The following is a 23,707-nucleotide window of genomic DNA, read 5'->3' as shown; positions in this document are numbered from 1 at the left end:
ACGAAAAAGCCCCGGCGCTGCACGGAGCAGGCCGGGGCTTTTTCGTGCGGGGGGGGCGAGGAGGCGCCCCCCCGGCGGCCTCAGGTGCCGAGGTATTCGTTGTAGACGCGGTGGAAGTTGTTGAGCGTGGTTTCCTGCTTGGGATTGAGCCGCGAGCCGGGGAAGCCGCTGGATTTCAACCCCTTGTGGGTGGCTTCCATCTGCTGGAAATCCTGGAGCAGAATCTCGCCCCAGAAATCATAGTCATAGATGTCGTCGTTCCGCAGGTTCTCGGTCCTGGGGATCTCGTGCTCGGGCATCCGTTCGAGCTGGTAGACCTCGAAGATGCACCAGTCGGGATCGTTCTCCCACGGCCGGGCGCGGTAACCCAGGCAATTGGTGGCCATCGGCAGGAGCACCATGTTGGGGAAGATATGCCAGTCGATCCCGCCGGCCTGGTATTGTTCGGCGGTGATCGGCGGCCAGGGAACGCCGCGCTTCGCATCGATGGCGGCGGCGGTTTCCATCAGCTTGGTGATGATGTCGCCCGGCTCCATCTCGGGGGTCACCATGGTCGGCAGGACCTGGGCGGCATAGCGGATCGAATCGCTGGAGTTCGAATCGATCGCCTTCTTCAGATAGGCATGGAAGCCGGCCATGGTGGCGGCGATATCGGCGCCGGGGGGCATCTTGCGGGCCTTGGCCCGGCCATTGCTGGCCGCCAGCATATTGGAGGTATCGGCGTAGAAGGTGCCGTGGATGCCTTCGGCGCGGCTGGCGAACTGGCTCTGGCCGAAGCGGTTGAGCGGATAGTGGGTGATCGCCACGTGATAGCCTTCGTTGAAGGCTTCGAGCGCGACCTTCCAGTTGCACGGCATCTTCAGCCACTTGCGCCAGCGATAGCGCATGGTGTCGATCCGGAAGGGATCGAGCGCATCGGCCGCGCCGCCCAGGTATTCGCGCAAAGGCTGGGCCTGGGGATCGAAGTTGACGAAGACGAACCCGCCCCAGGTATCGACCTGGATCGCGGGCAGCGAGAGATCGTCATGATCGAGCGTGCCGCACCAGTCTTCCTTCTGGGTGACGTTCTCGATCTTGCCGCCGATCGACCAGCGCCAGCCGTGGAAGCGGCAGGGGAAATTGGCCATGTTGCCGCTGCCTTCGACCAGCCGCCGCCCGCGATGGAGGCAGACGTTGTGGAAGGCGTTGATCGTTTCGGCATCGGAGCGCACGACGATGACCGATTCCGCGCCGATATCGTAAGTGACATAGTCCCCCACGCGGGCCAGTTCCTCCTCGCGGCAGGCCATCTGCCAGGTGCGCGGCCACAGCCGGGCATATTCGCGCTGGACGAAGGCGGGATCGTAGTAGCTTTCCTTGACGACGAAATTCTGCAGGCTGTCAGGCACCGCGGACTTCGCGTCGGGGGTCTTGTCCATGGCGGTCATTGCAGTCTCCCGGTACACGGCTGTTTGTCGCCGGCTTATCAAGCGCGCGCTTCATATGTCTAATATCGCCGGCCTCGGCGCGGTGCAAGCGATCTTGCCGCGCGAGGGCCGCGGGCACTTGCGGCCCGTTGCGGGCGCCAAGCTGCGGGATTCCGCCCGGCCCGTCCACTGTCCCGGTCATTTCCCGGCCATGGTGATCGCCTCGGCGATATGCTGGGGCGCCCGATCTCGCCGCCTTTGCACTGCCTTGGCCACCCGTGCATCGCAGCATCGGTTCGCGCAAACGGCGACCGCCCGGTTGGCACGCGGCTGGCCCGCAACCGGCACCGGGCGAACAAGGGAGATGCGGCGATGGCAAAGGTGATTCAGTGGGCGACCGGAACCGTGGGGCGGCACGCCGTGCGGGCGGTGATCGAGCAGCCCGGCCTCGAACTGGTTGGCGCCTATGTCTATGATCCGGCCAAGTCCGGGCGCGACATCGGCGAGATCTGCGGCGTTGCGCCGATCGGCGTGGCCGCGACGAACGACCGCGCCGCGATCCTGGCGATGGAGGCCGATTGCGTGCTCTATATGCCGCAGGGCGCGGACCGCGAGCCGGCCGGGGCGATCGATGATATCTGCGCTCTGCTCGAATCCGGCAAGAACGTGATCTCCACCGCGGTCACCGCGCTGATCTATCCGATCTCGCTGGGCCAGGGCGTGGTTGACCGGCTGAACGCGGCCTGCGCCAGGGGCGGGGTTTCGTTCCACGGCACCGGGATCGAGCCGGGCTGGGGCTCGGAATGCCTGCCGCTGGCGATGTCGCCGCTGTTCCGCAGGATCGACAGCCTGCTGGTCCAGGAAATCCTCGACTATGCGACCTATCCCTCGCGCGCGACCCTGTTCGACGGCATGGGCTTTGGCGGCCCGCCGCAGCCGCACGGCCCGATGCCGGTCCCGCTCGACCAGAGCGGCGCCTTCGGCGCGCCGCTGCTGATGCTGGCCGACGCTTTCGGCGCGACGATCGAATCGATGGTCTACGAGTGCGAGCTGGCCGTGGCCGAGGAGGCGTTTGACGTCGCCGCCGGGCGGATCGAGAAGGGCACCGTCTCGGGCAAGCGCTATTCCTTCACCGCCATGGTCAAGGGCCGGCCGGCGATGAAGGTGGAGCACGTGACCCGGCTGGGCGCGCACACCGCGCCGCACTGGCCGCAGGGGCGCGGCTGGCACGTGACGATCAAGGGCGATCCCGACATGACCCTCCAGACGATCATCGCGCCCGATGGCGGCGACGAGAACGACCAGGGGTGCCTCGGCACGGCAATGCACGCGGTCCACGCGATCGCGCCGGTGGTGGAGGCCGCGCCGGGCATCCGCACCTTCCTGGACCTGCCGATGATCGTGGGGCGCAACATCCTCTAGGGCATCAGGCCGCCCGGCCGTCCGGCGCCCCGCCGACGCCAAAGCCCCTCCCCGTGGGGGAGGGGCTTTGGCGCTTGGGGGTGTTGGCCCGGGCGGGCTTGAACGCTGGCGTGGACGCGAGGCCTTGCGGTCTCGCTCCCCCATCCCCGGCCCTTCCCCGGTGGGGAAGGGAGCCACATGGTCTGCGCGGGCGGGCCTGCGCGGGCGGGCCGGTTCGGGTCTGGCCGGCCCCTTGTGCGTTCAGGGCACGGTCTGGAAGCGGTGGGGGACCAGGGTGCGTTTGGCGATCTTCCAGCCATCGCCGGTGAGGACCAGTTCATCCTCGTAGCGGGCGAGCAGGTAGATCTGGTCGGCGCCCGGCCCCTTGGCGTTCTCGGTGATGCTGGTGCTGGTTTTCGCGGTCTTGCCGTCGGGGCCGAGGACCACGTCGGTGATGGTGTTCTGCTGCTGGAGCCATTCGAGATGGGCGAAGGCCGGGCCGAAGAAGGCGCGCAGGCCTTCGTGGCCCTTGAGCGGGCCGGGCTGGCCCATCATCTCGGCAACCCCATGGAAGGTGATGTCCGGGGTGAACACGCTGCAGAATTCATCGATGTCGAGCCGCGCGGCGGCGCCCGAATAGTGGTTGATCACCGCGATCACCGCGGCTTTCGCTTCCCATTCGCTCATGACTGGTTCTCTCCCTTGTGGCGCGGCGCTCAGGCCCAGGCGGCGACGATGTCCTCGACCGTGGCGAGGGTGGCGATCATCGCCAGGGTGTTGTTGAGCATTCCCTCGGCCTGTTCCCTGGGGAAGCCCGAGACGGCATCGCGCGCGACGATGACCTGGTAGCCGTGGTTGACCGCGTCCATGGCGAGGCCGGGGATCGCCACGTTGGTGGAGATGCCGGCGATGATCACCGTGGTGATCCCGCTGTTGCGAAGGCGCTTTTCCAGCTGGTTGTCGGCCATGGGGTTGAGGCCGTGGACGCGCGGCGAGAGCACGTCGCCCGGCTCGTACAGGTCCTGCACCGGGGTATCGCCGGCCGGATCGTGGGGCGGGGCATCGGCCGGGCGCTTCTGCCGGAACAGCCGGGCATTGGTGTTGCCGCCGAACCGGGTGGGCGAGGTATCGGCGAGGCAGTGGATCACCGGGGCGCCGTGGGCGCGGGCGGCCTTCACCAGCGGCACGGCGGCGGCGACGATCCCCAGTTCCCTGGCCACCTGGCCGAGCGCGCGGTCGCTCAGGTCGCCGATCATGTTGCGCTGCATTTCCGAGAGCAGCACGGCCACCTTGCCGGGTTGCAGCAGGGGGCTGATATCGAATGCCATGGGTTCGCATCCCTTGTTGTTGCGCGGCCGGGCCGCATGGTCTGGTTTTCGTTCGGCTTGGTCAGCAGGCCAGTTCGGTGGGCCGGGTGCGGACCGCGGCCATGGCGCGCAGGGCGTGGTAGGCATCGTGGACGGCATGGCCGATCCGGCCGACCTTGTGGCTGTCCCCCACGACCTGGGTCTCGATTCCCGCGGCCATCAGCGCGCCGATCATCGCGTCGGCCGGATCGCGGCCCTGGGCGATGATCACCCGGTCGGCGGCAAGGGTCCGGCTCGTGCCGTCCTTGCCGACGAGGGTGACCGTGCCATCTTCGGCGATCTGCGTGATGGTGGTATCGGGCACCAGGGTGATCAGCGGGTTGGCGGCCAGCCGCTGGAGCAGCATCTTGCGGTAGATCCGTTCCGCCGCGCGGGCGAGCGAGGCTGCCGGCGAGCGCGAGACGAGGGTGACCGCAACGCCGCGATCGGCGAAGTATTCCGCCGTTTCGCAGCCGGTTTCCCCGCCGCCATAGACCACCACGCCTTGCCCGGCGGCAAGGCCGGCATCCTGCCCGCCCATCAGGATCTCGAAACTGTCGAGCACCCTGGGACCGGTGATCCCGGGCACGTCCATCGGCCGGTTGCGGGTGCCGGCGGCAACGAAGACCACGTCGGGCTTGAGCGCGATCACCCCGGCGGCATCGAGGCTGGAGCCGAGGTGGACCTTGACCGCGCTGCGATCGAGCCGGCGCAGCAGATAGTCCCGATACCAGAAGAACTTGTCCTTGCCCGGCGGCATGGCCGAGGCGATCAGCCCGCCGCCCAGATAGGCGCGCGCTTCGTGGAGATGGGTGTCGAAGCCGGCCTCGGCCAGCATCAGCGCGGCCGAGAGGCCGCCCGGCCCGGCGCCGATCACCACGGCCTTCCGGCCCGCGCCGGTATCGGCGGGCACGATCGGATCAAGCTCGTAGCCGGTGCGCGGGTTTTCGGCGCAGGTCATCGGGTGGGTATTGCCGCCGATGCACCAGTTGCAGCTGGTGCAGGGGCGCACATCGTCAAAGCGGCCTTCCTCGACCTTGCGCGCCCAGTGGGCATCGGCCAGCGTCGGCCGGCCCAGCGCGACCAGATCGGCGCTGCCATCGGCGATCGCGGCCTCGGCCACCGCAGGCGTGCGGATCTGGCCGACGGTGATCACCGGCACGCCCGCTTCCTCGCGGATCCGGCGGGCGAGCGGCACGCGCCAGCCTTCGGGCGTCGACATCGGCTCCATCACCCGCTCGAAACTGTCCGGCCCGCGCCCGGTCGAGGCGTGGATCGCGTCGGTGCCGGCGGCGGCGAGCAGTTTCGAATTGTAGATGCTGTCCTCGATGGTCACGCCGCCGGGGAGGAATTCATCGACCGAGAGGCGGAAGACCAGCGGCATGGCACCGACCTCGGCCTTGATCGCGCGGGCAATCGCGGTGGGGAAGGCCATCCGCCGGTCGGCATCGCCGCCCCACTTGTCGTCGCGCAGGTTGGTGTTGGGGCTGACGAACTGCGAGACGAGGTAGCCGTGGGCGGCGTGGACCTCGATCCCGTCGTAGCCGGCTTCCTTGCACAGGCGCGCGGTATAGGCGAACTTCTCGACCAGGCGCTCCACCTCCTCGGTGGTGAATTCGCCCGAGACGAGCTTGGTCGGATCCTTGCGCGAATAGACCGAACTGGCCGCCTTGGGCAGTCCGACCAGCCGCTTGTCGGCAAAGCGGCCGCCGTGCTGGAGCTGGACGAAACAGGCCGCGCCCGCGCTCTTCACGCCATCGACCAGGCGCTTGTGGCCATCGAGGTTGGCGCGGCTGTCAAGCGAGAGCTGGTGTTCCTCGGTCCGCCCGGTCAGCGTGTCGACGCAGGTGAACTCGACGATGATCAGGCCGAAGCCGCCCAGCGCGCGCTCGCGGTAGAAGGCGATGTGGCGCGGCTGCACCGAGCCGTCCTTGCCGCCATATTGCGTGGACATCGGCGCCATGGCGAGGCGGTTTTTCAGGCGCACCCCGGCAAGATCATAGGGGCTGAACAGGTTGGGGTATTCGGAATGCATCGATCGCTCCGGCACAGGGCGGCAGGGGGAAAGCGCGGCCACGCGGGGCCGCCTGCTCTGGCCGCATGGTGGCACGGCTGGGCGCGGGAGAGCCACCGCAAAAGTATCGGCATCGTCCTGGCGATGCCCGCCGCGCCGCCCCCGGCCCGCGAACGCCGCGGCGGGGATTGACGGACGGCCCCGGTTTGGCAAGGGCAGGACCAACAGACAGAAAGGCATGACCATGAGTGGACGCAGCATTATCGTGACCGGCGGGTTCGGGGCGCTTGGCCGGGTTGTGGCGGCGGCTTTCGCGGCGGCGGGCGACAGGGTGGCGCGGATCGATTTCGCCCCTTCGGCCCCCGATGCCATTCCCGGCGGGCTGGACATCGCCGGCGTGGACCTGACCGATGCCGCCGCGGTTGACGGCGCGGTGGCCCGGGTGGCCGAGGCCTTCGGCGGGGTGGATGTGCTGGTGAACATCGCCGGCGGCTTCACCTGGGAAACGCTGGAAGGCGGCGCGATCGGCAGCTGGGAGCGGATGTTCACGATGAACGTGAAGTCCAACGCCACGATTACCCGCGCGGTTCTCCCCCACGTGAAGGCGAGCAAGGCGGGCCGGATCATCAACATCGGCGCCGGCGCGGCGATTTCGGCCGCCGCCGGGATGGGCGCCTATGCCGCCTCCAAGGCCGGCGTCCACCGCCTGACCGAGGCGCTTTCCGCCGAGCTTTCCGGCACCGGGGTGACGGTCAACGCGGTGCTGCCCTCGATCATCGACACGCCGACCAACCGCGCCGATATGCCCGGTGCCGATACCAGCCAGTGGGTCAAGCCGCAGGCCATCGCCGACGTGATCCAGTTCCTGGCCTCGCCTGCCGCCCGCGCGATCAGCGGCGCGCTGATCCCGGTCAGCCGGGGCGAGGGGGGCTGATCGGCATGGCGGGACCGACCAGCAGGGGCGCGCTCGACGGCATCCGGGTTCTCGATTTCGGCCGCTACGTCGCCGGTCCCTACTGCGCGATGCTGCTGGCCGATTTCGGCGCGGACGTGATCCGGGTCGAGCGGCCCGGCGGCGGCGAGGACCGGGCGATCACCCCGGTCACTCCCGAGGGCGAGGGTTCGGTGTTCCTCCAGGGCAACCGCAACAAGCGCTCGCTCGCGCTTGATCCGCGCGGGGAGCTGGGCCGCGCGGCGCTGCGCCGGCTGGTGGAAACCGCCGACGTGGTCGTGGTCAACGTGCCCGAGAGCGTCCTGCCCAAGATGGGCCTCGACTATGCCAGCCTGAGCGCGATCCGGCCCGACATCATCCTGACCAACACCTCCTCGTTCGGGCCGGTGGGGCCGTGGGCGGATCGCCCGGGGTTCGATTCGGTGGCCCAGGCGATGTGCGGCTCGGCCTTCCTGACCGGCACCGGCGAAGTGCCCTATCGCACCCCGATCTCGTGGGTCGACAGCGCCACCGCGCTCTATGCCGCCTTCGGCACCATGGTCGCCCTGTTCGAGCGGTCGCGCACCGGCCGCGGCCAGCAGGTGACCGGCAGCCTGCTGGCCTCCGCGCTGGCCTTCAGCGCGACCTACCTGGTCGAGGAAGCGGCGACCGGGCCGAACCGCACGGCCACGGCCAACCGCAGCGTGATCAACGGCCCGACCGACACCTTCCGCACGGCTGACGGGTGGATCGTCACCCAGTGCGTCGGCCCGGCGATCTTCAAGCGCTGGGCGAACCTGATGGGCGAGCCGGAATGGCTGGATGATCCGCGCTTCGCCACCGACCAGCTGCGCGGCGACAATGGCGCGGTCCTGTCCGAACGGATGGCCCGCTGGTGCGCGGCGCGCACCACGGCCGAGGCGCTCGACACCATGGCCGCGGCCAGCATTCCGGCCGGCCCCGTGCTGTCCCCGCGCGAGGCGCTGGCCCATCCCCAGGTCCAGGCCTCGGGAATGCTGGTGCCGACCCCGGTCCATGGCCTGGCCAATCCGCTGGCGCTGCTGGCCCCCGGCGTCGCGCTTGGCGGCACGCCCAGCTCGATCCGCAGCGGTCCGCCCCGGCCCGGCCAGCACAGCCGCGCGGTCCTGGCCGAAGCGGGCCTCGGCGAAGCCGAGATCGCCGCATTGTTCGAGGCCGGGCTGGTGACCGAGCCGGCCTGAACGGGCTGGCGGGGGTTGGGCATTCCCGCCGGCGTCATCGCCGATGGCCACCTGCCTCATCGTGCGATCACGCGCGCGCGGCGTTGCAATTAATCGTCTGCCTGATAGAGGCTCGGGCGATTCCGGGCACACTGCCGCCTACTTCCGCTTGCGAGGTTCCATGGACTCCGAAACTTTTGCCATGCTGCGCGAGACCGTGCGTCGCTTTGTCGACGAGCGGCTCATCCCCAATGAAGACCGGGTCGAGCACGAAGATGCCGTGCCGCAGGAAATCATCGACGAGATGCGCGACCTGGGCCTGTTCGGCCTGACCGTTCCGGTGGAATACGGCGGCCTGGGCCTGACCTCGTCCGAGGAAATCCAGGTCATCTACGAGCTGGGCCGCACCTCCTTCGCCTATCGTTCGGTGATCGGCACCACGGTGGGCATCGGCAGCCAGGGCATCGTGATGGACGGCACCGAGGAGCAGAAGGCCGAATGGCTGCCCAGGCTGGCCGAAGGGATGTTTGCCTCCTTCGCGCTGACCGAGCCGAACGCCGGTTCGGACGCCGCCTCGATCGTCACCACCGCGATCCGCGACGGCGACGTTTACCGGGTCAACGGCACCAAGCGCTACATCACCAATGCCCCGCGCGCCGGGATGTTCACCCTGATGGCCCGCACCCGGCCCGACGTGGCCGGCGCCGCCGGCGTTTCGGCCTTCATCGTGCCGGCCGACACGCCGGGGATCAGCTTCGGCAAGCTTGACAAGAAGATGGGCCAGAAGGGCACGCTGACCTGCGACGTCATCTTCGACGACGTGGTGGTGCCGGCCGCCAACATCATCGGCGGCGTGCCCGAGCGCGGTTTCAAGACCGCGATGAAGGTGCTCGATCGCGGCCGCATCCACCTCTCCGCCCTGTCGAGCGGGATGTGCGACCGGCTGGTCAAGGAAAGCGTGCAATATGCCGTGGACCGCAAGCAGTTCGGCCAGGCCATCGGCAACTTCCAGCTCGTCCAGGGCATGATCGCCGACAGCCGCACCGAAGCCTATGCCGCCTGGCTGATGACCCAGGACGTGGCCCGCCGCTATGATGCCGGCGAGAAGGTTTCGGCCGATGTCGCCTCGACCAAGTATTTCGCCTCCGAAGCGCTGGGCCGGGTGGCCGACCGCGCGGTGCAGATCCACGGCGGCGCCGGCTACATGGCCGAATACAAGGTGGAGCGCTTCTACCGCGACGTGCGCCTGATGCGGATCTACGAAGGCACCAGCCAGGTCCAGCAGACCATCATCGCCAAGGCGCTGCTGCGCGAAGCGGGCCTCAAGGTCTGAACGGGCAAGCGAAGGGAACGAACACGATGCAGTTGACCACCCTTGGCGTCGTCGGCGCGGGTCCGATGGGCGCGGGCATCGCGCAGATCGGGCTGACCTCGGGCCTGAACGTCGTGCTCTACGACCTCAGCCAGGACGCGCTCGACAAGGCCGCCGCCGATATCCACGCGCGGATCGCGCGCATGGAGGAAAAGGGCCAGCTCGCCGCCGGCTTCGCCGATGCCGCGAAGGGCCGGCTGGTGCTGGCCAGCGACCTTGCCCCCTTCGCCCCCTGCGAAGTGGTGATCGAGGCCATCGTCGAGCGGCTGGACATCAAGCAGAAGGTCTTCGCCGACCTGGAAGCGGTGGTTGCCCCCAGTGCCATGCTGGCGACCAACACCTCCTCGCTCTCGGTCGCCGCGATCGCCGCGCGTTGCCAGCACAAGGAGCGGGTCTGCGGGCTGCACTTCTTCAACCCCGTGCCGCTGATGAAGCTGGTCGAGGTGATCGTGGCCCCGGCCACTTCGCCGGAAGTCGCCGCCTGGGCGGTCGAGGTGTCGAAGCAGATCGGCAAGGTGCCGGTCTCGGTCAAGGACGCGCCGGGCTTCCTCGTCAATCTCCAGGGCCGCGCGCTGGCGCTTGAAGGCCTGGCCATCGTCCAGGAAGGCGTGACCGATCCGGCCACGGTGGACCGGATCATGCGCGATGCCGCCGGCTTCCGCATGGGGCCGTTCGAGCTGATGGACCTCACCGGCATCGATGTGAACTATGCCGCCTCGACCTACATCTACGAGGGCTACCAGCACGATCCGCGCCTCAAGACGACCACGCTGCACCAGCTGATGTCGAACGCCGGCCTGTTCGGCCGCAAGACCGCGCGCGGCTTCTTCGACTATGCCGATGGCGCGAAGTTCCCCGCCACCGCGCCCGCGCCGGACCTGCCGGTGACGGTGAAGCCGAAGCTGGGCGCCAGTGACGGTTGGGGCGAAGGCTGGGACGAGATCACCACCAGGCCCGGCTTCGTCGCCGGCGACGAGGTGACCCTGATCGCGCCGATCGGGGAAGACTGCGCCACGGCCTGCGCCCGGCTTGGGCTTGATCCGAAAACCACGGTCGCGGTGGACCTGACGGCGGCTGCCGCCGGCCACCTTACCGTCATGTCCGCGATCGGCGGCGGGGCTGTTGCCGCCAGGGTGGGCGACTGGCTGCGCGGGCTCGGTTTCCGGGTGGAAGTGATCCAGGATTCGCCCGGCTTCGTGCTCCAGCGCATTCTCGGCATGATTGCCAACCTCGGCTGCGAACTGGCGCAGATCGGCGTGGCCAGCCCCGAGGACATCGACCTCGCCATGAAGCTGGCGCAGAACTACCCCAAGGGGCCGGTCGAATTCGCCGACTGGCTGGGGCCGCAGAAGGCCCATGCGATCATGGTCCAGCTCCAGGCGATCACCGGCTCCGACCGCTACCGCCCGAGCCTGTGGCTGCGCCGCCGCGCGCAGCTGGGCCTGTCCGCCTACGAGCAGGCCTGATGTACGGCCTGCTGAACGGCCTCACCGTGGTCGAGGGCGCGGCGTTTATCGCCGGGCCTTCCTGCGGCCTGCACCTGGCGCAGATGGGCGCCACGGTGATCCGCTTCGACCAGATCGGCGGCGGGCCGGACAGCAAGCGCTGGCCGATCGGCCCCAGCGGGCAGAGCCTCTATTGGGAAGGGCTCAACAAGGGCAAGAAGTCGATCGCGATCAACCTCGGCAGCCCGGCCGGGCGCGAGCTGGCCCAGCGCGTGGCGACCGGCGGCGATGGCCTGTTCGTCACCAATTTCCCGGTCGATGGCTTCCTGTCGCATGAAAAGCTCTCGGCCCTGCGCGATGATCTGATCTGCCTGCGCGTGATGGGCTGGGCCGATGGCACCCCGGCGGTCGACTATACGATCAATGCCGCGGTGGGCGTGCCCTGGCTGACCGGCCATGCCGATGATCCGCGCCCGGTGAACCACGTGCTCCCGGCCTGGGACCTCCTGGCCGGCGCGCAGGGCGCCTTTTCCCTGCTGGCGGCGGAACGAGCCCGCGCGGCTGGCGGCGGCGGGCGCGAGATTCGCCTCGCCCTGTCCGACCTTGCCGCCGCGACCATGGGCAACCTTGGCAATGTGGCCGAAGTCCTGCTGGGCGGGGGCAAGGATCGCCCGCGCAGCGGCAACAACCTGTTCGGCGCCTTCGGCCGCGATTTCCCCACCGCCGATGGCGAGCGGGTGATGATCGTGGCGATCACCCCGAAGCAGTGGACCGGCCTGGTGAACGCGCTCGGCATTGCCGGGGGCATCGCCGCGCTGGAAGGCACGCTGGGGGTCAACTTCGCCAGGGACGAGGGGGCGCGCTTCACGCACCGCGCGCAGGTTGATGCGCTGGTCGAAGCCGCGCTGGCGCAATTGCCGCTGGCGACCTGCGCCGAGGTGTTCGAGCAGACCGGCTGCACCTGGTCGGTCTATCGCACCGTGGCCCAGGCGCTCGACAAGGAACCGCGCCTGTTCGGGGAGAACCCGATCTTCGCCACCGTCCAGCACGCCGGTGGCGATGCCTATCCGACCCCGGGTTCGGCCGCGCGAATGCCCGGCGACAGCCGCGCACCCGCCGCCGCCAGCCCCCGCATCGGCCAGCACACCGACGAAGTGCTCGCCACCTTGCTGAACATGGGCAGCGGCGAGATCGGCCGCCTCCACGATGAGGGCACTGTCGCATGACCACGCTTGATCCGGCCGCGCTGGCGGAATGGAAGGCCGCCGTCGGCCGCACCGAGACCCGCAACGAACTGCTCGAATTCGAGAGCCTGCGCCGCTATGCGCTGGCGCTCGATGCCGATCCGGCGATTGAAAAGGTGCTGCCGCCGCTGCCGCACTGGGCCTTTTTCCTGCCCCAGCCCGCCGACGCCGAGATCGGCGTGGACGGCCATCCCAGGCGCGGCGGCTTCCTGCCCGCGATCAGCCTGCCCCGGCGGATGTTCGCCTCGGCCGACATCGTGTTCGAGGCGCCGCTGGTGCTGGGCGGCAATGCCGAGCAGGTCAGCACGATCGCCGAGGTCAACCACAAGTCGGGCAAGTCGGGCGATCTGGTGTTTGTCGAGGTCGACAAGGTGATCTCGCAAGGCGGCACGGTCCGCGTGCGCGAACGCCAGAGCTACGTCTACCGCGAGATGGGCGAGCCGGCGGTGATGCCGGATGTGGTGGCGCCGGCGCCGGCCGGCGAGGCCTGGCAGCCCAATGCGGTCAACCTGTTCCGGTTCTCCGCGGTCACCTTCAACAGCCACCGCATCCATTACGATCTCCCCTACGCGCAGGCCGAGGAAGGCTATCCGGCGCTGGTCGTCCACGGGCCGTTCACGGCGGCGAAGCTGGCGGGCCTCGCGGAGCGGCAGGGCGCGCTGCGGCGCTTCGCCTTCCGCGCCCAGTCACCCCTGTTCCTCGGGCCGGCGATCCACCTCCAGCAGGGCGAAAACGAAGTGCGCGCGATCCGCTGTGACGGTGCGGTCGCCATGATAGCAAAGGTTGAGCATCAATGAGCAAGTGGATCGAGGCGGCCGGAGCCGCCGTTGTCGCCGCCCGGGCCTATGCCGCCGCCGCGCAAGGCCGCGTGGCGCAGGTCATCGCCCCCGGCGGGCGGGTCGACAGCGCCCTGGCTGACCGCGAGCAGCGGCTGGTCCACGGCTTCGCCTGGATCGCCACCACCGCCGAAGCGCTCGCCGCCACGCACGACTGGGCGCAGCGCGGCCAGGCCGCCGGCCGCTTCGGCGAGCTGGAAGAGCTGACCCTGCGGGTCGGCTTCGGCGAATACCTGGCCCAATTGCTCGGCGGCGTGCCGATGAGCCAGAACGAATTCGTGCGCCCGGGCGAGCTGGGCCTGGCCGGTGCCGCCGCCGCGCTGGCCGCCGATCCGACGGTGCAGACCTTCCTCGCCGAGGGCAACACCGCGCAAACTCGCCTCGCGCTCGCCACCCGCCTGCGCGCCGGCGAGGTGCCCGACGAATCGCTCGACGATGAAACGATGGACATGATCCGCGACCAGTTCCGCGTCTTCACGCGCAACCGGATCGCCCCCAATGCCCACGCCTGGCACCTTGCCGATGATCTGATCCCCGATGAGATCGTGGCCGAGATGGCCGAACTGGGCGTGTTCGGCGTGTGCATCGAGGAGGAATTCGGCGGGCTTGGCCTCGGCAAGCTGGCCATGTGCCTGGTTTCGGAAGAACTGTCGCGCGGGTGGATCTGCGCCGGCTCGCTCGGCACCCGCTCGGAGATCGCCGGCGAGCTGATCGGCGCCAATGGCACGCCCGAGCAGAAGGCCAACTGGCTGCCGCGCCTCGCCTCGGGCGAGATCCTGCCGACCGCCGTGTTCACCGAACCCGATGTCGGCTCCGACCTGGCCTCGGTCCGCACCCGCGCGGTGCGCCAGGACGATGGCTCGTGGACCATCAAGGGCGCCAAGAACTGGATCACCCACGCCGCCCGCGCCGACCTGATGACCGTCCTGTGCCGCACCAACCCCGACGTGCCGGGCTATGGCGGCCTCTCGATGCTGCTCGCCGCCAAGACCCGCCGCACCGATGCCGAGGACTTCCCCGACGAAGGCCTGTTCGGCAGCGAGATCGAAGTGCTGGGCTATCGCGGGATGCGCGAATATGCGCTCTCCTTCGAGGATTTCCGCGTGGCCGGGGATGGCCTGCTCGGCGGGGCCGAGGGCCAGGGCTTCAAGCAGCTTATGCGGACCTTCGAGGGCGCGCGCATCCAGACCGCGGCGCGCGCCATCGGGGTCGGCTGGAACGCCTTCGACCTCGCGCTGCGCTATGCCACGGAACGCAAGCAGTTCGGCACCCAGCTCGCCGATTTCCCGCGCGTGACCGACAAGCTCGCCATGATGGTGACCGAACTGGTGATGGCCCGCGAACTCACCTATTCCTCGGCCCGCCACAAGGACAAGGGCGAGCGTTGCGACATCGAGGCCGGCATGGCCAAGCTGCTCGGCGCGCGCGTCGCCTGGGCCAACGCGGATATGTGCGTGCAGATCCACGGCGGCAACGGCTATGCGCTGGAATACGAAGCCAGCCGCGTCCTGTGCGATGCCCGCATTCTCAACATCTTCGAGGGCGCCGGGGAAATCCAGGCGCACGTCATCGGGCGCGGCCTCGCCGCCGCGCGCTGAACCTGTTCAAGGAGCCAAGTCCCATGCGCGAAGTCGTCATTTGCGAGCCCGTCCGCACCGCCGTTGGCCGGCAGGGCGGGATGTTTGCCGCCAAGAGCGCGGTCGAGCTGGGCGTTGCCGCCCTCTCCGGCCTGCTCGCGCGCACCGGGGTGCCGCATGAAGCGGTCGAGGACGTGATCTTCGCCCAGTGCTACCCCACGATGGAAGCCCCGGCGCTGGGCCGCGTGGTCGCGCTCGATGCGGGCCTCCCGATCGAGACGCCCGGCATCCAGATCGACCGGCGCTGCGGCTCGGGCCTGCAAGCCGTGATCTACGCGGTGATGCAGGTGCAGACCGGCGGCGCCGATCTGGTTGTTGCCGGCGGCGCGGAATCGATGAGCAATGCCGCCTTCTTCACCCATGCCCCGCGCACGGGCCTGGGCGGCGACGGGATCATGCTGCACGACAGCCTGGCGCGTGGCCGGGTGACGGCCGGCGGCAAGAACTTCCCCGTTCCCGGCGGCATGATCGAGACCGCCGAGAACCTGCGCGAACAATATGCCATCCCGCGCGAGGAGCAGGACGAGTTCGCCCTGCACAGCCACGAGAAGGCCGTCGCCGCGCAGGAAAACGGCATCTTCGCCCAGGAAATCATCCCGGTGACCTTGCGTGACCGCAAGGGCAACGAGACCGTGATCGACAAGGACGAGCATCCCCGGCCCGGCCTGACCATGGAGGCGCTGGCCAAGCTCAAGCCGATCTACGGCGCGCGCACGCCGGGCGCCACGGTCACCGCCGGCAATGCCAGCGGCCAGAACGACGGCGGCTCGGCCTGCATCGTGTGCACCCGCGAGATGGCCGACAAGCATGGCCTCAAGCCGCTGGCCACGCTCAAGTCGTGGGCGGTTGCCGGCTGCGCGCCGCGGATCATGGGCATCGGCCCGGTGCCCTCCACCGCCAAGGCGCTCGACCGGGTGGGCCTCAGCCTCAAGGACATCGACCTGATCGAGCTGAACGAGGCCTTCGCCAGCCAGGTTATCGCCTGCCTGCGCGAATGGAAGTTCGGCGCGGATGATCAAGCGCGCCTCAACGTCCACGGCTCGGGCATCTCGCTGGGCCATCCGGTCGGCGCGACCGGCGGGCGCATCCTCGCCACCTTGCTGCGCGAGATGGACCGCCGCGAGGCCCGCTACGGGATCGAGACCATGTGCATCGGCGGCGGGCAAGGCCTGACCGCGGTGTTCGAACGCGCCGCCTGAGGGGGATAGCCGATGCGCCTGCGCTCGCTGCTGTTCGTTCCCGGCGACCGGCCCGACCGGATGCGAAAGGCGCTGAATTCGGGCGCCGATGCGCTGATCCTCGATCTTGAGGATTCGGTCGCGCCCGAAGGCAAACCCGCCGCGCGCGAGACGGTGGCGGCGTTCCTGGCAGAAGCGCGCGGCGGCGCGGTCAGGCTGTTCGTGCGGGTCAATCCGCTCGATGGCGGGCTGACCGACGCCGATCTCGATGCGGTCCTGCCGGCGCGGCCCGATGGGCTGATGCTGCCCAAGGCCGAAGGCGCGGCCTCGATCCGCGATCTTGACGGCCGGATGCGCGAGCGGGGCGATGCCAGCGGCGTGATCCTGCCGATCGCCACCGAAACCCCGCGCGCGCTGTTCCTGCTGGGCGAATTCGGCGCGGTGCGCGAGCGGCTGGCCGGCCTCACCTGGGGCGCGGAAGACCTGCCGGCGGCGGTCGGCGCGCTCACCGCGCGGCACGAGGACGGCTCCTATACCCCGCCCTACGAGATCGCCCGCGCGCTGACCCTGTTCGGCGCGGCGGCGGCCGAGGTCGCCCCGATCGAGACGGTCTATCCCGCGATCCGTGATCTGGAAGGCCTGGCCGCCTATGCCGCGCGCGGCGCGCGCGACGGGTTCCTCGGCATGATGGCGGTCCACCCCGATCAGGTGCCGGTGATCAACGCCGCCTTCACCCCTTCGGCCGAGGACGTGGCGCGCGCCCGGGCCGTGGTCGATGCCTTCGCCGCCAATCCCGGCGCCGGCGTGCTCACGCTCGATGGCAAGATGATCGATATGCCCCATCTCAAGAAGGCGCGGGCGCTGCTCGCCCGGGCCTGACAGGAACCTTTCCCCATGACCGACACCCCCACCACGCTCAGGCTCAGCCGTTCCGGCAAGGTCCAGGTGATCGCCTATGACCGGCCCGAGCAGCGCAATGCGTGGAACGCCACCTGCGCGCGCGAGACGGTGGAGGCGATTCTGGCCGCCAATGCCGATCCGCAAGTCGGCGCGATCGTGCTGACCGGCGAAGGCGCCACCTTCTGCGCCGGGGCCGATCTCAAGGCGAAGGAATTCGATCCCGAAACCGGCCGCCGGCAGACCCCGGCCACCTTCACCATGGGCACGGGCGACGGCAACCTGCTCTCGCTGATCGAGCGCTCGAAGCCGGTCGTCGCCGCGATCAACGGCCCGGCCATCGGCATCGGCGCCACCCACGCGCTGTGCGCCGATATCCGGGTGAGCGGGGAGAGCGGCTCGTTCAACTTCCCCTTCCTCAAGCTGGGCGCCATGCCCGAATGCGGCAGCTCGGCGCTGCTTGGCCGGCTGATCGGGCCGGGCCGGGCGACCGACGTGCTCCTGCGGAGCCGGAAGATCGACGCCCGGCAGGCGCTCGCCTGGGGGCTGGTCACCGAGGTCTTCCCCGATGACGAGTTGCGCGACCAAGCCATCGCCCTGGCCGAGCAACTGGCCGGCACGGGCGCCTTGCAGATGCGCCTGACCAAGCAGATGCTGGCCCAGAACATGGGCAACGGCGATGCCGAGGCGATCATGAAGGTGGAAAACCGGGCCTTCCTCGAACTGCTCAAGACGATGAAGGCCGACAAGCCGCTGCCCGCCCAGGGTTGAGGGGCAGGGTTGAGGCGCCAGGGGGAGGAGAGGGCAATGATCAAGGTCGTCTCGCTCATCCGCAAGCATCCCGATCTCACCACGGCGCAGTTCGAGGCCTACTGGCGCGAGGTCCACGCGCCGCTGGTGCGCGAGCGCCTGCCCCACATGATCCACTATTGCGCCGGCTTTCCGCTGCCCGGCGCGCACGGGCCGGTCCAGGTCGGCGCGCTCGACTATGACGCCGTGGTAGAGATCGGCTTTGCCGACCGCGCGACCATGGAGGCCGACATGACCAGCCCCGCCTTCCTTGCCGATGACCGCGCGGCCAGCAGCGCCCGGTTCATGGACATGGCCGCCAGCCGGGGCATGGTCGTCGAGGTGGTCGACGCGCCTTGAGCGGGGCCGGTCCGGCCTGATCGCCGCCACGATCAATTGCCGGCCACTCGCGCCGGCGCTTACCCGGGCCGGGGCACTTGCGGCAAGGTCGGCCAAAGGCCGCCGCGCGCGCGGCCAGGCTTGCCAGGGAGAGGTTCATTGCCCACGTCGATCGAGTGCCGCCGCACGAGCCATCCCAACATCGTGGTCGAGAATCTCGCGGCCAGCATCACCTTCCTGGAAGAGGTCTACGGCGGCTCGTTCATGTCGGACCTGCCGGGGCCGAACTGGCACGCCTGCCTGATCGAAGTGGGCGGCATGATCTTCGAGCTGTTCGAGCCGAAGAACTTCATGCTCCACGGCCGGATCGGCCCGCACTACCTGGGGATCGAGTTCGAGGCCGACATGGATCAGGCCCGCGCCGCCACGGCGGAGCACGAGGTCCGCATCCTGCGCGACATCGTCGAGGCCTTCCACACCGATCCCGCGACCAGCCAGGGCATTGCCTTCGAATACTATGGCGGCACCTTCTATGGCCCCGAGGCCAGGCACATCCACGTGAACCACAGCCGCGCGCCGGACTACTGGGCGGCGCAGGGCGTGGGCTTTGCCGGCTATCGCGGCTATACCCACGCGGTGGTCGATATCGAGGCGGCCTCGGCCTTCCTCCAGTCCTATGTCAGCGCCCGGCCGATCTACGCGGCCGAGCGCCCCGGCCTTGGCGCGCGGGCCATCGGCCTCCAGATCGCCGACAGCCGCTGCGAACTGGTCACCCCGGTGGCCGATGGCCTGCTGCGGCGCGAGATGATGACCACCGGCCACGGCATCCGCTCCACCGTGTTCGGCGTGCGCGATCTCGCCGCCGCGCGGGCCTGGCTGGAAGGCAAGGGGCTGCGGGTGATCGCGGGCACCGCGCCCGGCGCGATCATGGCCGACCCGCGCGATCACCTGGGCTTCCGCTTCGAATTCGAGCAGGCCTGAGCGCGCGGGGGCGGGCGCTCAGGTGTTCGCTCGGGTGTTCGCTCAGGCCTTGGGCTTGAGGAATTTCCAGATGCCGTCGGCATTGGCCACGGTCCTGTCGCCCACCTGGATCGTGGCCCGCACGAAAGTGACATCGCGGGTCACGCGGATCACCTCGGGATAGCAGACCACGAAATCGCCGATCTGCGGCGCGGCGACGAACTGCAGGTTGAGCTGGATCGTCGCGCTGTTGGGCGTGCCCGCCGCGATCGACACGCCATAGCCCAGGGCCAGATCGGCGAGCGTCATCAGGGCGGCGCCGTGGACGGTCTTCATGTGCCCGTTGGTCTGGGCCTCGGTGGCGATGAAGCCCATGGCTGGCCGTTCGCCCCGCATCATCCACAATGGCCCCAGCGCGCGGCTGAAGCTGTCGGGCTGGATTGGCTGCCAGCCTTGCGCGGCGAGGGCTTCGGGATCGGTGGGCATCGGGGGTGTTCTCCGCAAGGTTCAGCGATGGGGCCAGCCCTGTCCCGGGGCGGGCCAGGTGGCGAGCAGGGCGCGCAGCGCGGCAACCAGCGCCAGTGGCTGGTCGAGCGGGACATGGTGCGCGCTGTCGGGAATGGTGATGAACGGGGTTTCGGGCGGCAGCGCGGCCCGCGTGGTCGCCAGGGTTTCGGCGTTGATCAGGGTGGAGCGATCGCCGTGGAGATAGGCGATCGGGCAGGCGACATCGGCCACCGGCGGGGCCAGCGCGTTCTTCCGCATGGTGACCCGGCGCGGATCGAAGTGCCAGACCCAGGCGCCGTTTTCCTCGACCAGGCCGTGGCGGGCGATGTGATCGGCCATGAAATCGTTGACGCAGGGCTGCGGGGGCGAGAGCCGGAACCGCGCCAGGCCATCGGCGATCGTGGCGAAGGGGCGGTGCGCCGGATAGGCCCGGGGCGCCCGCGCGCGCACCACGTCAACCCGCTCGCGCGACATCCCCAGCGGCGAATCGATCACCACCAGCCCGCGCACCGCCGGGTTGCTGGCCGCCGCGAACAGGCCGACCATGCCGCCGAACGAATGGCCGATGACCATGCACGGCCCGGCCTCGTCCAGCCGGGCGGCGGCGATCGCGTCGCGCGCTTCCTGGGCGAACAGGGTCACGTCATAGCCCTCGGCGCGCCGGTCGGACCGGCCCATGCCGCTCCACGACAGGGCGCCGCAGCGCCACTGGCCGGCAAAGAACGGGGCCAGCGGGCTCCACCAGTCGGCATGGGCGCCATTGCCGTGAAGGAACAGCAGGCCCGGCTTTCCGGCCTCGCCCCAGGTGAGCAGCTCGATTTCGGCGCCTTGCGAGACGAACCGCCCGCGCTCCGGCTGATGGGCGATGGCCGCGGTGAACCAGGCGGGCGCTGTGGGGCGCGCGCCGGCATAGTGCGCGAGGACATAGGGATCGGCGAGGTCGTCAGCAGGGGCGGGCGATGGCAGGGAGGCTGGAGTAGGCAGGGAGACTGGCGCTGACGGCATGGGGGGCAAACTCGTTTCCGGTTGATAGCGCCGGCCCGGCGCGGCGATGGCGCTGGCTATCGCGGGGCGCTTGCGATAAGCGACCGGCGGGTTCTTGCAAGTCGAGCGCAAGGGAAGTCAATGATCAAACGGCAAGCGCCGCCGCGGGTCAAGGTCGCAGAACGGATCGCTGCGGAACTGCGCCGGGAAATCGTGACGGGAAATCTGCGTCCGGGCGATCGCCTGCACCCGGAACGCCAGTTGCAGGAACAGTTCAACATCTCGCGGCCCACGCTGCGCGAAGCCCTGCGGATGCTCGAATCCGAAAGCCTGATCGAGGTCACGCGCGGGCAGCGCGGCGGCGCCTGCGTCACCGCGCTCAATCCCGACGTGCTGGCCCGCCAGGTCGGCGTCTGCCTCCAGATCGAAGGGGTGACCCTGCAGGACGTGTGGCAGTGCCGCACGATCATGGAACCGGCCGCCGCCGCGCTGCTCACCGCCTCGGGCAACCGCGCGGCGATCGCGGCGATGGAGGAAAACATCGCCGCCGCCGCCGCCGCCGAGGATGATCCGGTGCGCTACGGCCAGCTCACCTCGCGCTTCTCGCACATTCTCACCGAATATTGCGGCAACAAGACCATCCACATCCTGTCCACCCTGATCGCCGGGATCGTCGATCGCCAGACGGTGGATGTCACGGTGAAGACCTATGCCCGCGCCGGGGTGGACCGGATGCGGAAGTGGAACGTCCGCAGCCGCGAACGCATGGTCGAGATCGTGCGGAGCGGCGATGCCGCCGAGGCCCAGGCCCATTGGCACAAGCATCTCGAAGTCGCGGGCGAGGTGGTCTTCTCCAGCTATCGCGCGCAGATGCCGATCGACGTGGTGCAATTGCCCGCCGCCGCCGAATGAGCGCCTGATCTTCCGCACGATACGGGAAGGGCCAGGCGCGGGAAGGGGTTGCTTCGCGCTGCGCCCCGGTGCAATCGGCCTGAGGCTTATCGGTTAGCTGATTGGAGACGGGATGGACCGGGCAGGGGAGGGACAACTGGCTGCGTTTCGCGCCGAGGTCCGCCACTGGCTGGAAACCCACGTTCCGCGCCAGAGCGCGCCGCCGATCACCGCCGATGCCCGCGCCCATCGCGCCTTCCTGCAAGGCTGGCAGCGCACCCTCCACGATGGCGGCTGGGCCGGGATCGCCTGGCCGGCGGCCAGCGGCGGGCGCGATCTCGATCCCCTGCAACAGATCGTGTGGTACGAGGAATATGCCCGCGCCGCCGCGCCCGAGGCTTCGGGCCTGTCGGTCTCGCAGTCCCATGCCGGGCCAACCCTGATCCAGTGCGGCACGCCCGAGCAGCAGGCCTTCCATCTCCCCCGCATCCTGCGCGGCGAGGCGATCTGGTGCCAGGGCTTTTCGGAGCCGGGCGCGGGATCGGACCTGGCCGGGATCCGCTGCCGGGGCGAGGTGGTGGGCGACGAGATCGTGGTCAACGGCTCGAAGATCTGGACCAGCTTCGCACAAGGCTCCGACTACCAGGAACTGGTGCTGCGGACCGAGCCGGGCTCGCAGCGCCACAAGGGGCTGAGCTGGGTGATCTGCGACATGAGCAGCCCGGGCATCACCGTCCGCCCGATCCGCTCGATGGATGGTGAATACCACAATTGCGAAGTCTTCTATGACAACGTCCGCATTCCGCTGGCCAATGTGGTCGGCGCGCTGGGCGATGGCTGGCGGGTTTCCATGGCCACCCTCGCGTTCGAGCGGGGGCGCTCGTTCGTCGGCTCGCAGGTGCGGATCGGGCAGACGGTGGAGCGGCTGATCGCCCATGCCCGCGATACCCGCGATGCCGAGGGACGGCCGCTGATCGCCGATGCCCAGGTGGCCGCGCGGCTGGGCGCCCTGCGCGCGCGCAGCGCCGGGCTGAAGGCGATGACCCTGTTCGCCGCCGGGCGCAGCCTCAACGACGAGGTCCCGGGCGCCGAAGGCACCTACGTGGCCCTGATGCTGGCCGAGGTGAAGCAGGAGCTGTTCCAGCTGTGGATGGACCTGCTGGAGCTGCGCGGGCTGGAGGTGGACGACAGCGCCCACGCGGTGAACCCGGTGCTGCAATACCTGTTCTCCTATGCGGTCACCATCGGCGGCGGCACTTCGGAGGTGCGCCGCAACATCATCGCCGAACGCCTGCTGGGCCTGCCCCGGCATGAGGCGACAGGGGCGCTGCTGGCATGATGCTCGCGCTCCCCGATGACGAACAGCTGGCCCTGGCGCGCGGCGTCGCTGATTTCGTGGCGGACGCCTTCCCGATCGCGCGCTTGCGCGAAAACCGGCCCCGCGATGGCGAACGCTGGGGCGAGCGCTGGGGCGATCTGGCCGCGCTCGGCGTGTTCGGCGTGGGCCTGGCCGAGGCCGAGGGCGGGCTGGGGCTGACCTGCGTGGAACAGGTGCTGGTCGCCCGCGAGCTTGGCCGCACGCTGGTTTCGCCCGCTGCCATCGCCGCCATGCTGGCCCCGCAGGTCGCCGCCGAGGCCGGCGAGCCGGCGCTCTGCGCCGCCCTGCTGGCGGGCGAGCGCCAGGTGGGCATTGGCCTTGGCGCGCTGGATGGCGAAGCGCGGGCGATCGATGCCGATGATGGGCTGGCGCTGATGGTGGCGGGCGACACCGTCAGCCTGATCGCCGGGCCGCCGCGCCCGCTCCAGTGCATCGACGAGACTTCGCGCCTGTTCGCCATGCCCTTGCCCGGATCAGGCAATGCCGCAACGGTGGTGGCGACCACGGTCTCGCCCGGGCTGGCGCTGGCCGCCCATCTGCTGGCCGCCGCCATGCTTGTCGGCCAGCTCGAAACCACGCGCGACATGGCCGCGACGCAGGCCCGCACCCGGGTCCAGTTCGGCCACCCGATCGGGGCTTACCAGGCGATCAAGCACCGCTGCGCCGATGCCGCGCTTGGCGCGGAGCTGTGCTGGACGCAAGTGTGGGCCGCCGCCCATGCCCTGGCCAGCCTTGCGGACAATGCCGAGTTCCAGGTCCGCGCCGCCAAGTGGCTGGCCGGGACCGAGGCGCTCAAGGCCGCGCGGTTCAACATCCAGGCGCATGGCGGCATGGGCTTCACCCAGGAATGCGATGCCCAGTTGCTGCTCAAGCGCACCCATATTCTCAACCAGATGTTCGGCAATCCGCAAGGCGTGCCGGGCCAACTCGTGAACCTGCCGGTGGAGGCCTGA

At 69.5% G+C, this 23,707-nt stretch carries 22 protein-coding genes; 16 read left to right on the top strand and 6 right to left on the bottom strand.

The window, feature by feature from the left end; translation table 11 throughout:
* Window positions 1–80: 80 nt before the first annotated feature.
* A complete protein-coding gene (locus tag ACFOD9_RS00280; RefSeq protein ID WP_379508074.1) occupies window positions 81–1,427 on the bottom strand; it encodes an aromatic ring-hydroxylating oxygenase subunit alpha in 1,347 nt (448 codons plus the stop codon).
* A gap of 351 nt (window positions 1,428–1,778) precedes the next feature.
* On the opposite strand from ACFOD9_RS00280, the gene ACFOD9_RS00275 reads away from it, so the two are divergent.
* Window positions 1,779–2,828, top strand: a complete 1,050-nt coding sequence (locus ACFOD9_RS00275) for an NAD(P)H-dependent amine dehydrogenase family protein (protein ID WP_379508073.1) — start codon at window positions 1,779–1,781, stop codon at window positions 2,826–2,828.
* A 240-nt stretch (window positions 2,829–3,068) separates the two neighbouring features.
* Here the strand turns inward: ACFOD9_RS00275 and ACFOD9_RS00270 are convergent, their stop codons facing one another.
* The 3 genes from ACFOD9_RS00270 to ACFOD9_RS00260 form a co-directional block, all read right to left on the bottom strand.
* A complete protein-coding gene (locus ACFOD9_RS00270) occupies window positions 3,069–3,494 on the bottom strand; it encodes a nuclear transport factor 2 family protein (RefSeq protein WP_379508072.1) in 426 nt (141 codons plus the stop codon).
* A 29-nt stretch (window positions 3,495–3,523) separates the two neighbouring features.
* A complete protein-coding gene (locus ACFOD9_RS00265; protein ID WP_379508071.1) occupies window positions 3,524–4,135 on the bottom strand; it encodes a cysteine hydrolase in 612 nt (203 codons plus the stop codon).
* 61 nt (window positions 4,136–4,196) lie between these two features.
* Window positions 4,197–6,188, bottom strand: a complete 1,992-nt coding sequence (locus ACFOD9_RS00260; RefSeq protein WP_379508070.1) for an oxidoreductase — start codon at window positions 6,186–6,188, stop codon at window positions 4,197–4,199.
* Between the two features lie 217 nt (window positions 6,189–6,405).
* Between ACFOD9_RS00260 and ACFOD9_RS00255 the strand changes: the two genes are divergently transcribed.
* The 12 genes from ACFOD9_RS00255 (at window position 6,406) to ACFOD9_RS00200 (ending at window position 19,015) form a co-directional block, all read left to right on the top strand.
* Window positions 6,406–7,101 (top strand): SDR family NAD(P)-dependent oxidoreductase, encoded by a 696-nt coding sequence (locus tag ACFOD9_RS00255; RefSeq protein WP_379508069.1) that lies wholly within the window; start codon window positions 6,406–6,408, stop codon window positions 7,099–7,101.
* 5 nt (window positions 7,102–7,106) lie between these two features.
* Window positions 7,107–8,318: a CaiB/BaiF CoA transferase family protein gene (locus ACFOD9_RS00250; protein WP_379508068.1), complete on the top strand. Its 1,212-nt coding sequence runs from the start codon at window positions 7,107–7,109 to the stop codon at window positions 8,316–8,318.
* Between the two features lie 160 nt (window positions 8,319–8,478).
* A complete protein-coding gene (locus ACFOD9_RS00245) occupies window positions 8,479–9,630 on the top strand; it encodes an acyl-CoA dehydrogenase family protein (protein ID WP_379508067.1) in 1,152 nt (383 codons plus the stop codon).
* Window positions 9,631–9,656: 26 nt separating this feature from the next.
* A complete protein-coding gene (locus tag ACFOD9_RS00240; protein ID WP_379508066.1) occupies window positions 9,657–11,135 on the top strand; it encodes a 3-hydroxyacyl-CoA dehydrogenase in 1,479 nt (492 codons plus the stop codon).
* Window positions 11,135–12,340, top strand: a complete 1,206-nt coding sequence (locus ACFOD9_RS00235) for a CoA transferase (protein ID WP_379508065.1) — start codon at window positions 11,135–11,137, stop codon at window positions 12,338–12,340. The genes ACFOD9_RS00240 and ACFOD9_RS00235 overlap by 1 nt, the downstream gene beginning before the upstream one ends.
* Complete coding sequence (locus tag ACFOD9_RS00230; RefSeq protein ID WP_379508064.1) at window positions 12,337–13,155, top strand: hypothetical protein; 819 nt, start codon at window positions 12,337–12,339, stop codon at window positions 13,153–13,155. The genes ACFOD9_RS00235 and ACFOD9_RS00230 overlap by 4 nt, the downstream gene beginning before the upstream one ends.
* Complete coding sequence (locus ACFOD9_RS00225) at window positions 13,152–14,792, top strand: acyl-CoA dehydrogenase family protein (RefSeq protein WP_379508063.1); 1,641 nt, start codon at window positions 13,152–13,154, stop codon at window positions 14,790–14,792. Before ACFOD9_RS00230 ends, ACFOD9_RS00225 begins: the two co-directional genes overlap by 4 nt.
* Before the next feature lie 23 nt (window positions 14,793–14,815).
* Window positions 14,816–16,030, top strand: coding sequence for an acetyl-CoA C-acetyltransferase (locus ACFOD9_RS00220; RefSeq protein ID WP_379508062.1), 1,215 nt, complete (start codon window positions 14,816–14,818; stop codon window positions 16,028–16,030).
* A gap of 12 nt (window positions 16,031–16,042) precedes the next feature.
* A complete protein-coding gene (locus tag ACFOD9_RS00215) occupies window positions 16,043–16,888 on the top strand; it encodes an HpcH/HpaI aldolase/citrate lyase family protein (RefSeq protein ID WP_379508061.1) in 846 nt (281 codons plus the stop codon).
* Window positions 16,889–16,903: 15 nt separating this feature from the next.
* The gene (locus ACFOD9_RS00210; RefSeq protein ID WP_379508060.1) at window positions 16,904–17,677 is read left to right on the top strand and encodes an enoyl-CoA hydratase/isomerase family protein; all 774 of its coding nucleotides are present in this window, start codon (window positions 16,904–16,906) and stop codon (window positions 17,675–17,677) included.
* 36 nt (window positions 17,678–17,713) lie between these two features.
* Window positions 17,714–18,055 carry an EthD domain-containing protein gene (locus ACFOD9_RS00205; RefSeq protein ID WP_379508059.1) on the top strand — a complete coding sequence of 114 codons (342 nt, stop codon included), beginning with the start codon at window positions 17,714–17,716 and terminating at the stop codon, window positions 18,053–18,055.
* Between the two features lie 138 nt (window positions 18,056–18,193).
* Window positions 18,194–19,015: a VOC family protein gene (locus ACFOD9_RS00200; RefSeq protein ID WP_379508058.1), complete on the top strand. Its 822-nt coding sequence runs from the start codon at window positions 18,194–18,196 to the stop codon at window positions 19,013–19,015.
* Window positions 19,016–19,057: 42 nt separating this feature from the next.
* On the opposite strand, the gene ACFOD9_RS00195 is transcribed toward ACFOD9_RS00200, so the two are convergent.
* Both ACFOD9_RS00195 and ACFOD9_RS00190 read right to left on the bottom strand, forming a co-directional pair.
* Complete coding sequence (locus tag ACFOD9_RS00195) at window positions 19,058–19,480, bottom strand: PaaI family thioesterase (RefSeq protein WP_379508057.1); 423 nt, start codon at window positions 19,478–19,480, stop codon at window positions 19,058–19,060.
* Between the two features lie 21 nt (window positions 19,481–19,501).
* On the bottom strand, window positions 19,502–20,506 hold the full coding sequence (locus tag ACFOD9_RS00190) for an alpha/beta fold hydrolase (RefSeq protein WP_379508056.1): 1,005 nt from the start codon (window positions 20,504–20,506) through the stop codon (window positions 19,502–19,504).
* Between the two features lie 120 nt (window positions 20,507–20,626).
* On the opposite strand from ACFOD9_RS00190, the gene ACFOD9_RS00185 reads away from it, so the two are divergent.
* The 3 genes from ACFOD9_RS00185 (at window position 20,627) to ACFOD9_RS00175 (ending at window position 23,707) form a co-directional block, all read left to right on the top strand.
* Complete coding sequence (locus tag ACFOD9_RS00185) at window positions 20,627–21,397, top strand: FadR/GntR family transcriptional regulator (RefSeq protein WP_379508055.1); 771 nt, start codon at window positions 20,627–20,629, stop codon at window positions 21,395–21,397.
* Window positions 21,398–21,509: 112 nt separating this feature from the next.
* A complete protein-coding gene (locus tag ACFOD9_RS00180) occupies window positions 21,510–22,715 on the top strand; it encodes an acyl-CoA dehydrogenase family protein (RefSeq protein WP_379508054.1) in 1,206 nt (401 codons plus the stop codon).
* A complete protein-coding gene (locus tag ACFOD9_RS00175; RefSeq protein ID WP_379508053.1) occupies window positions 22,712–23,707 on the top strand; it encodes an acyl-CoA dehydrogenase family protein in 996 nt (331 codons plus the stop codon). Before ACFOD9_RS00180 ends, ACFOD9_RS00175 begins: the two co-directional genes overlap by 4 nt.

Origin of the sequence: Novosphingobium bradum, from assembly GCF_042646485.1 — a bacterium.
GTDB classification, from domain to species: domain Bacteria; phylum Pseudomonadota; class Alphaproteobacteria; order Sphingomonadales; family Sphingomonadaceae; genus Novosphingobium; species Novosphingobium bradum.
This window is presented reverse-complemented; position numbering and strand designations above follow the sequence as displayed.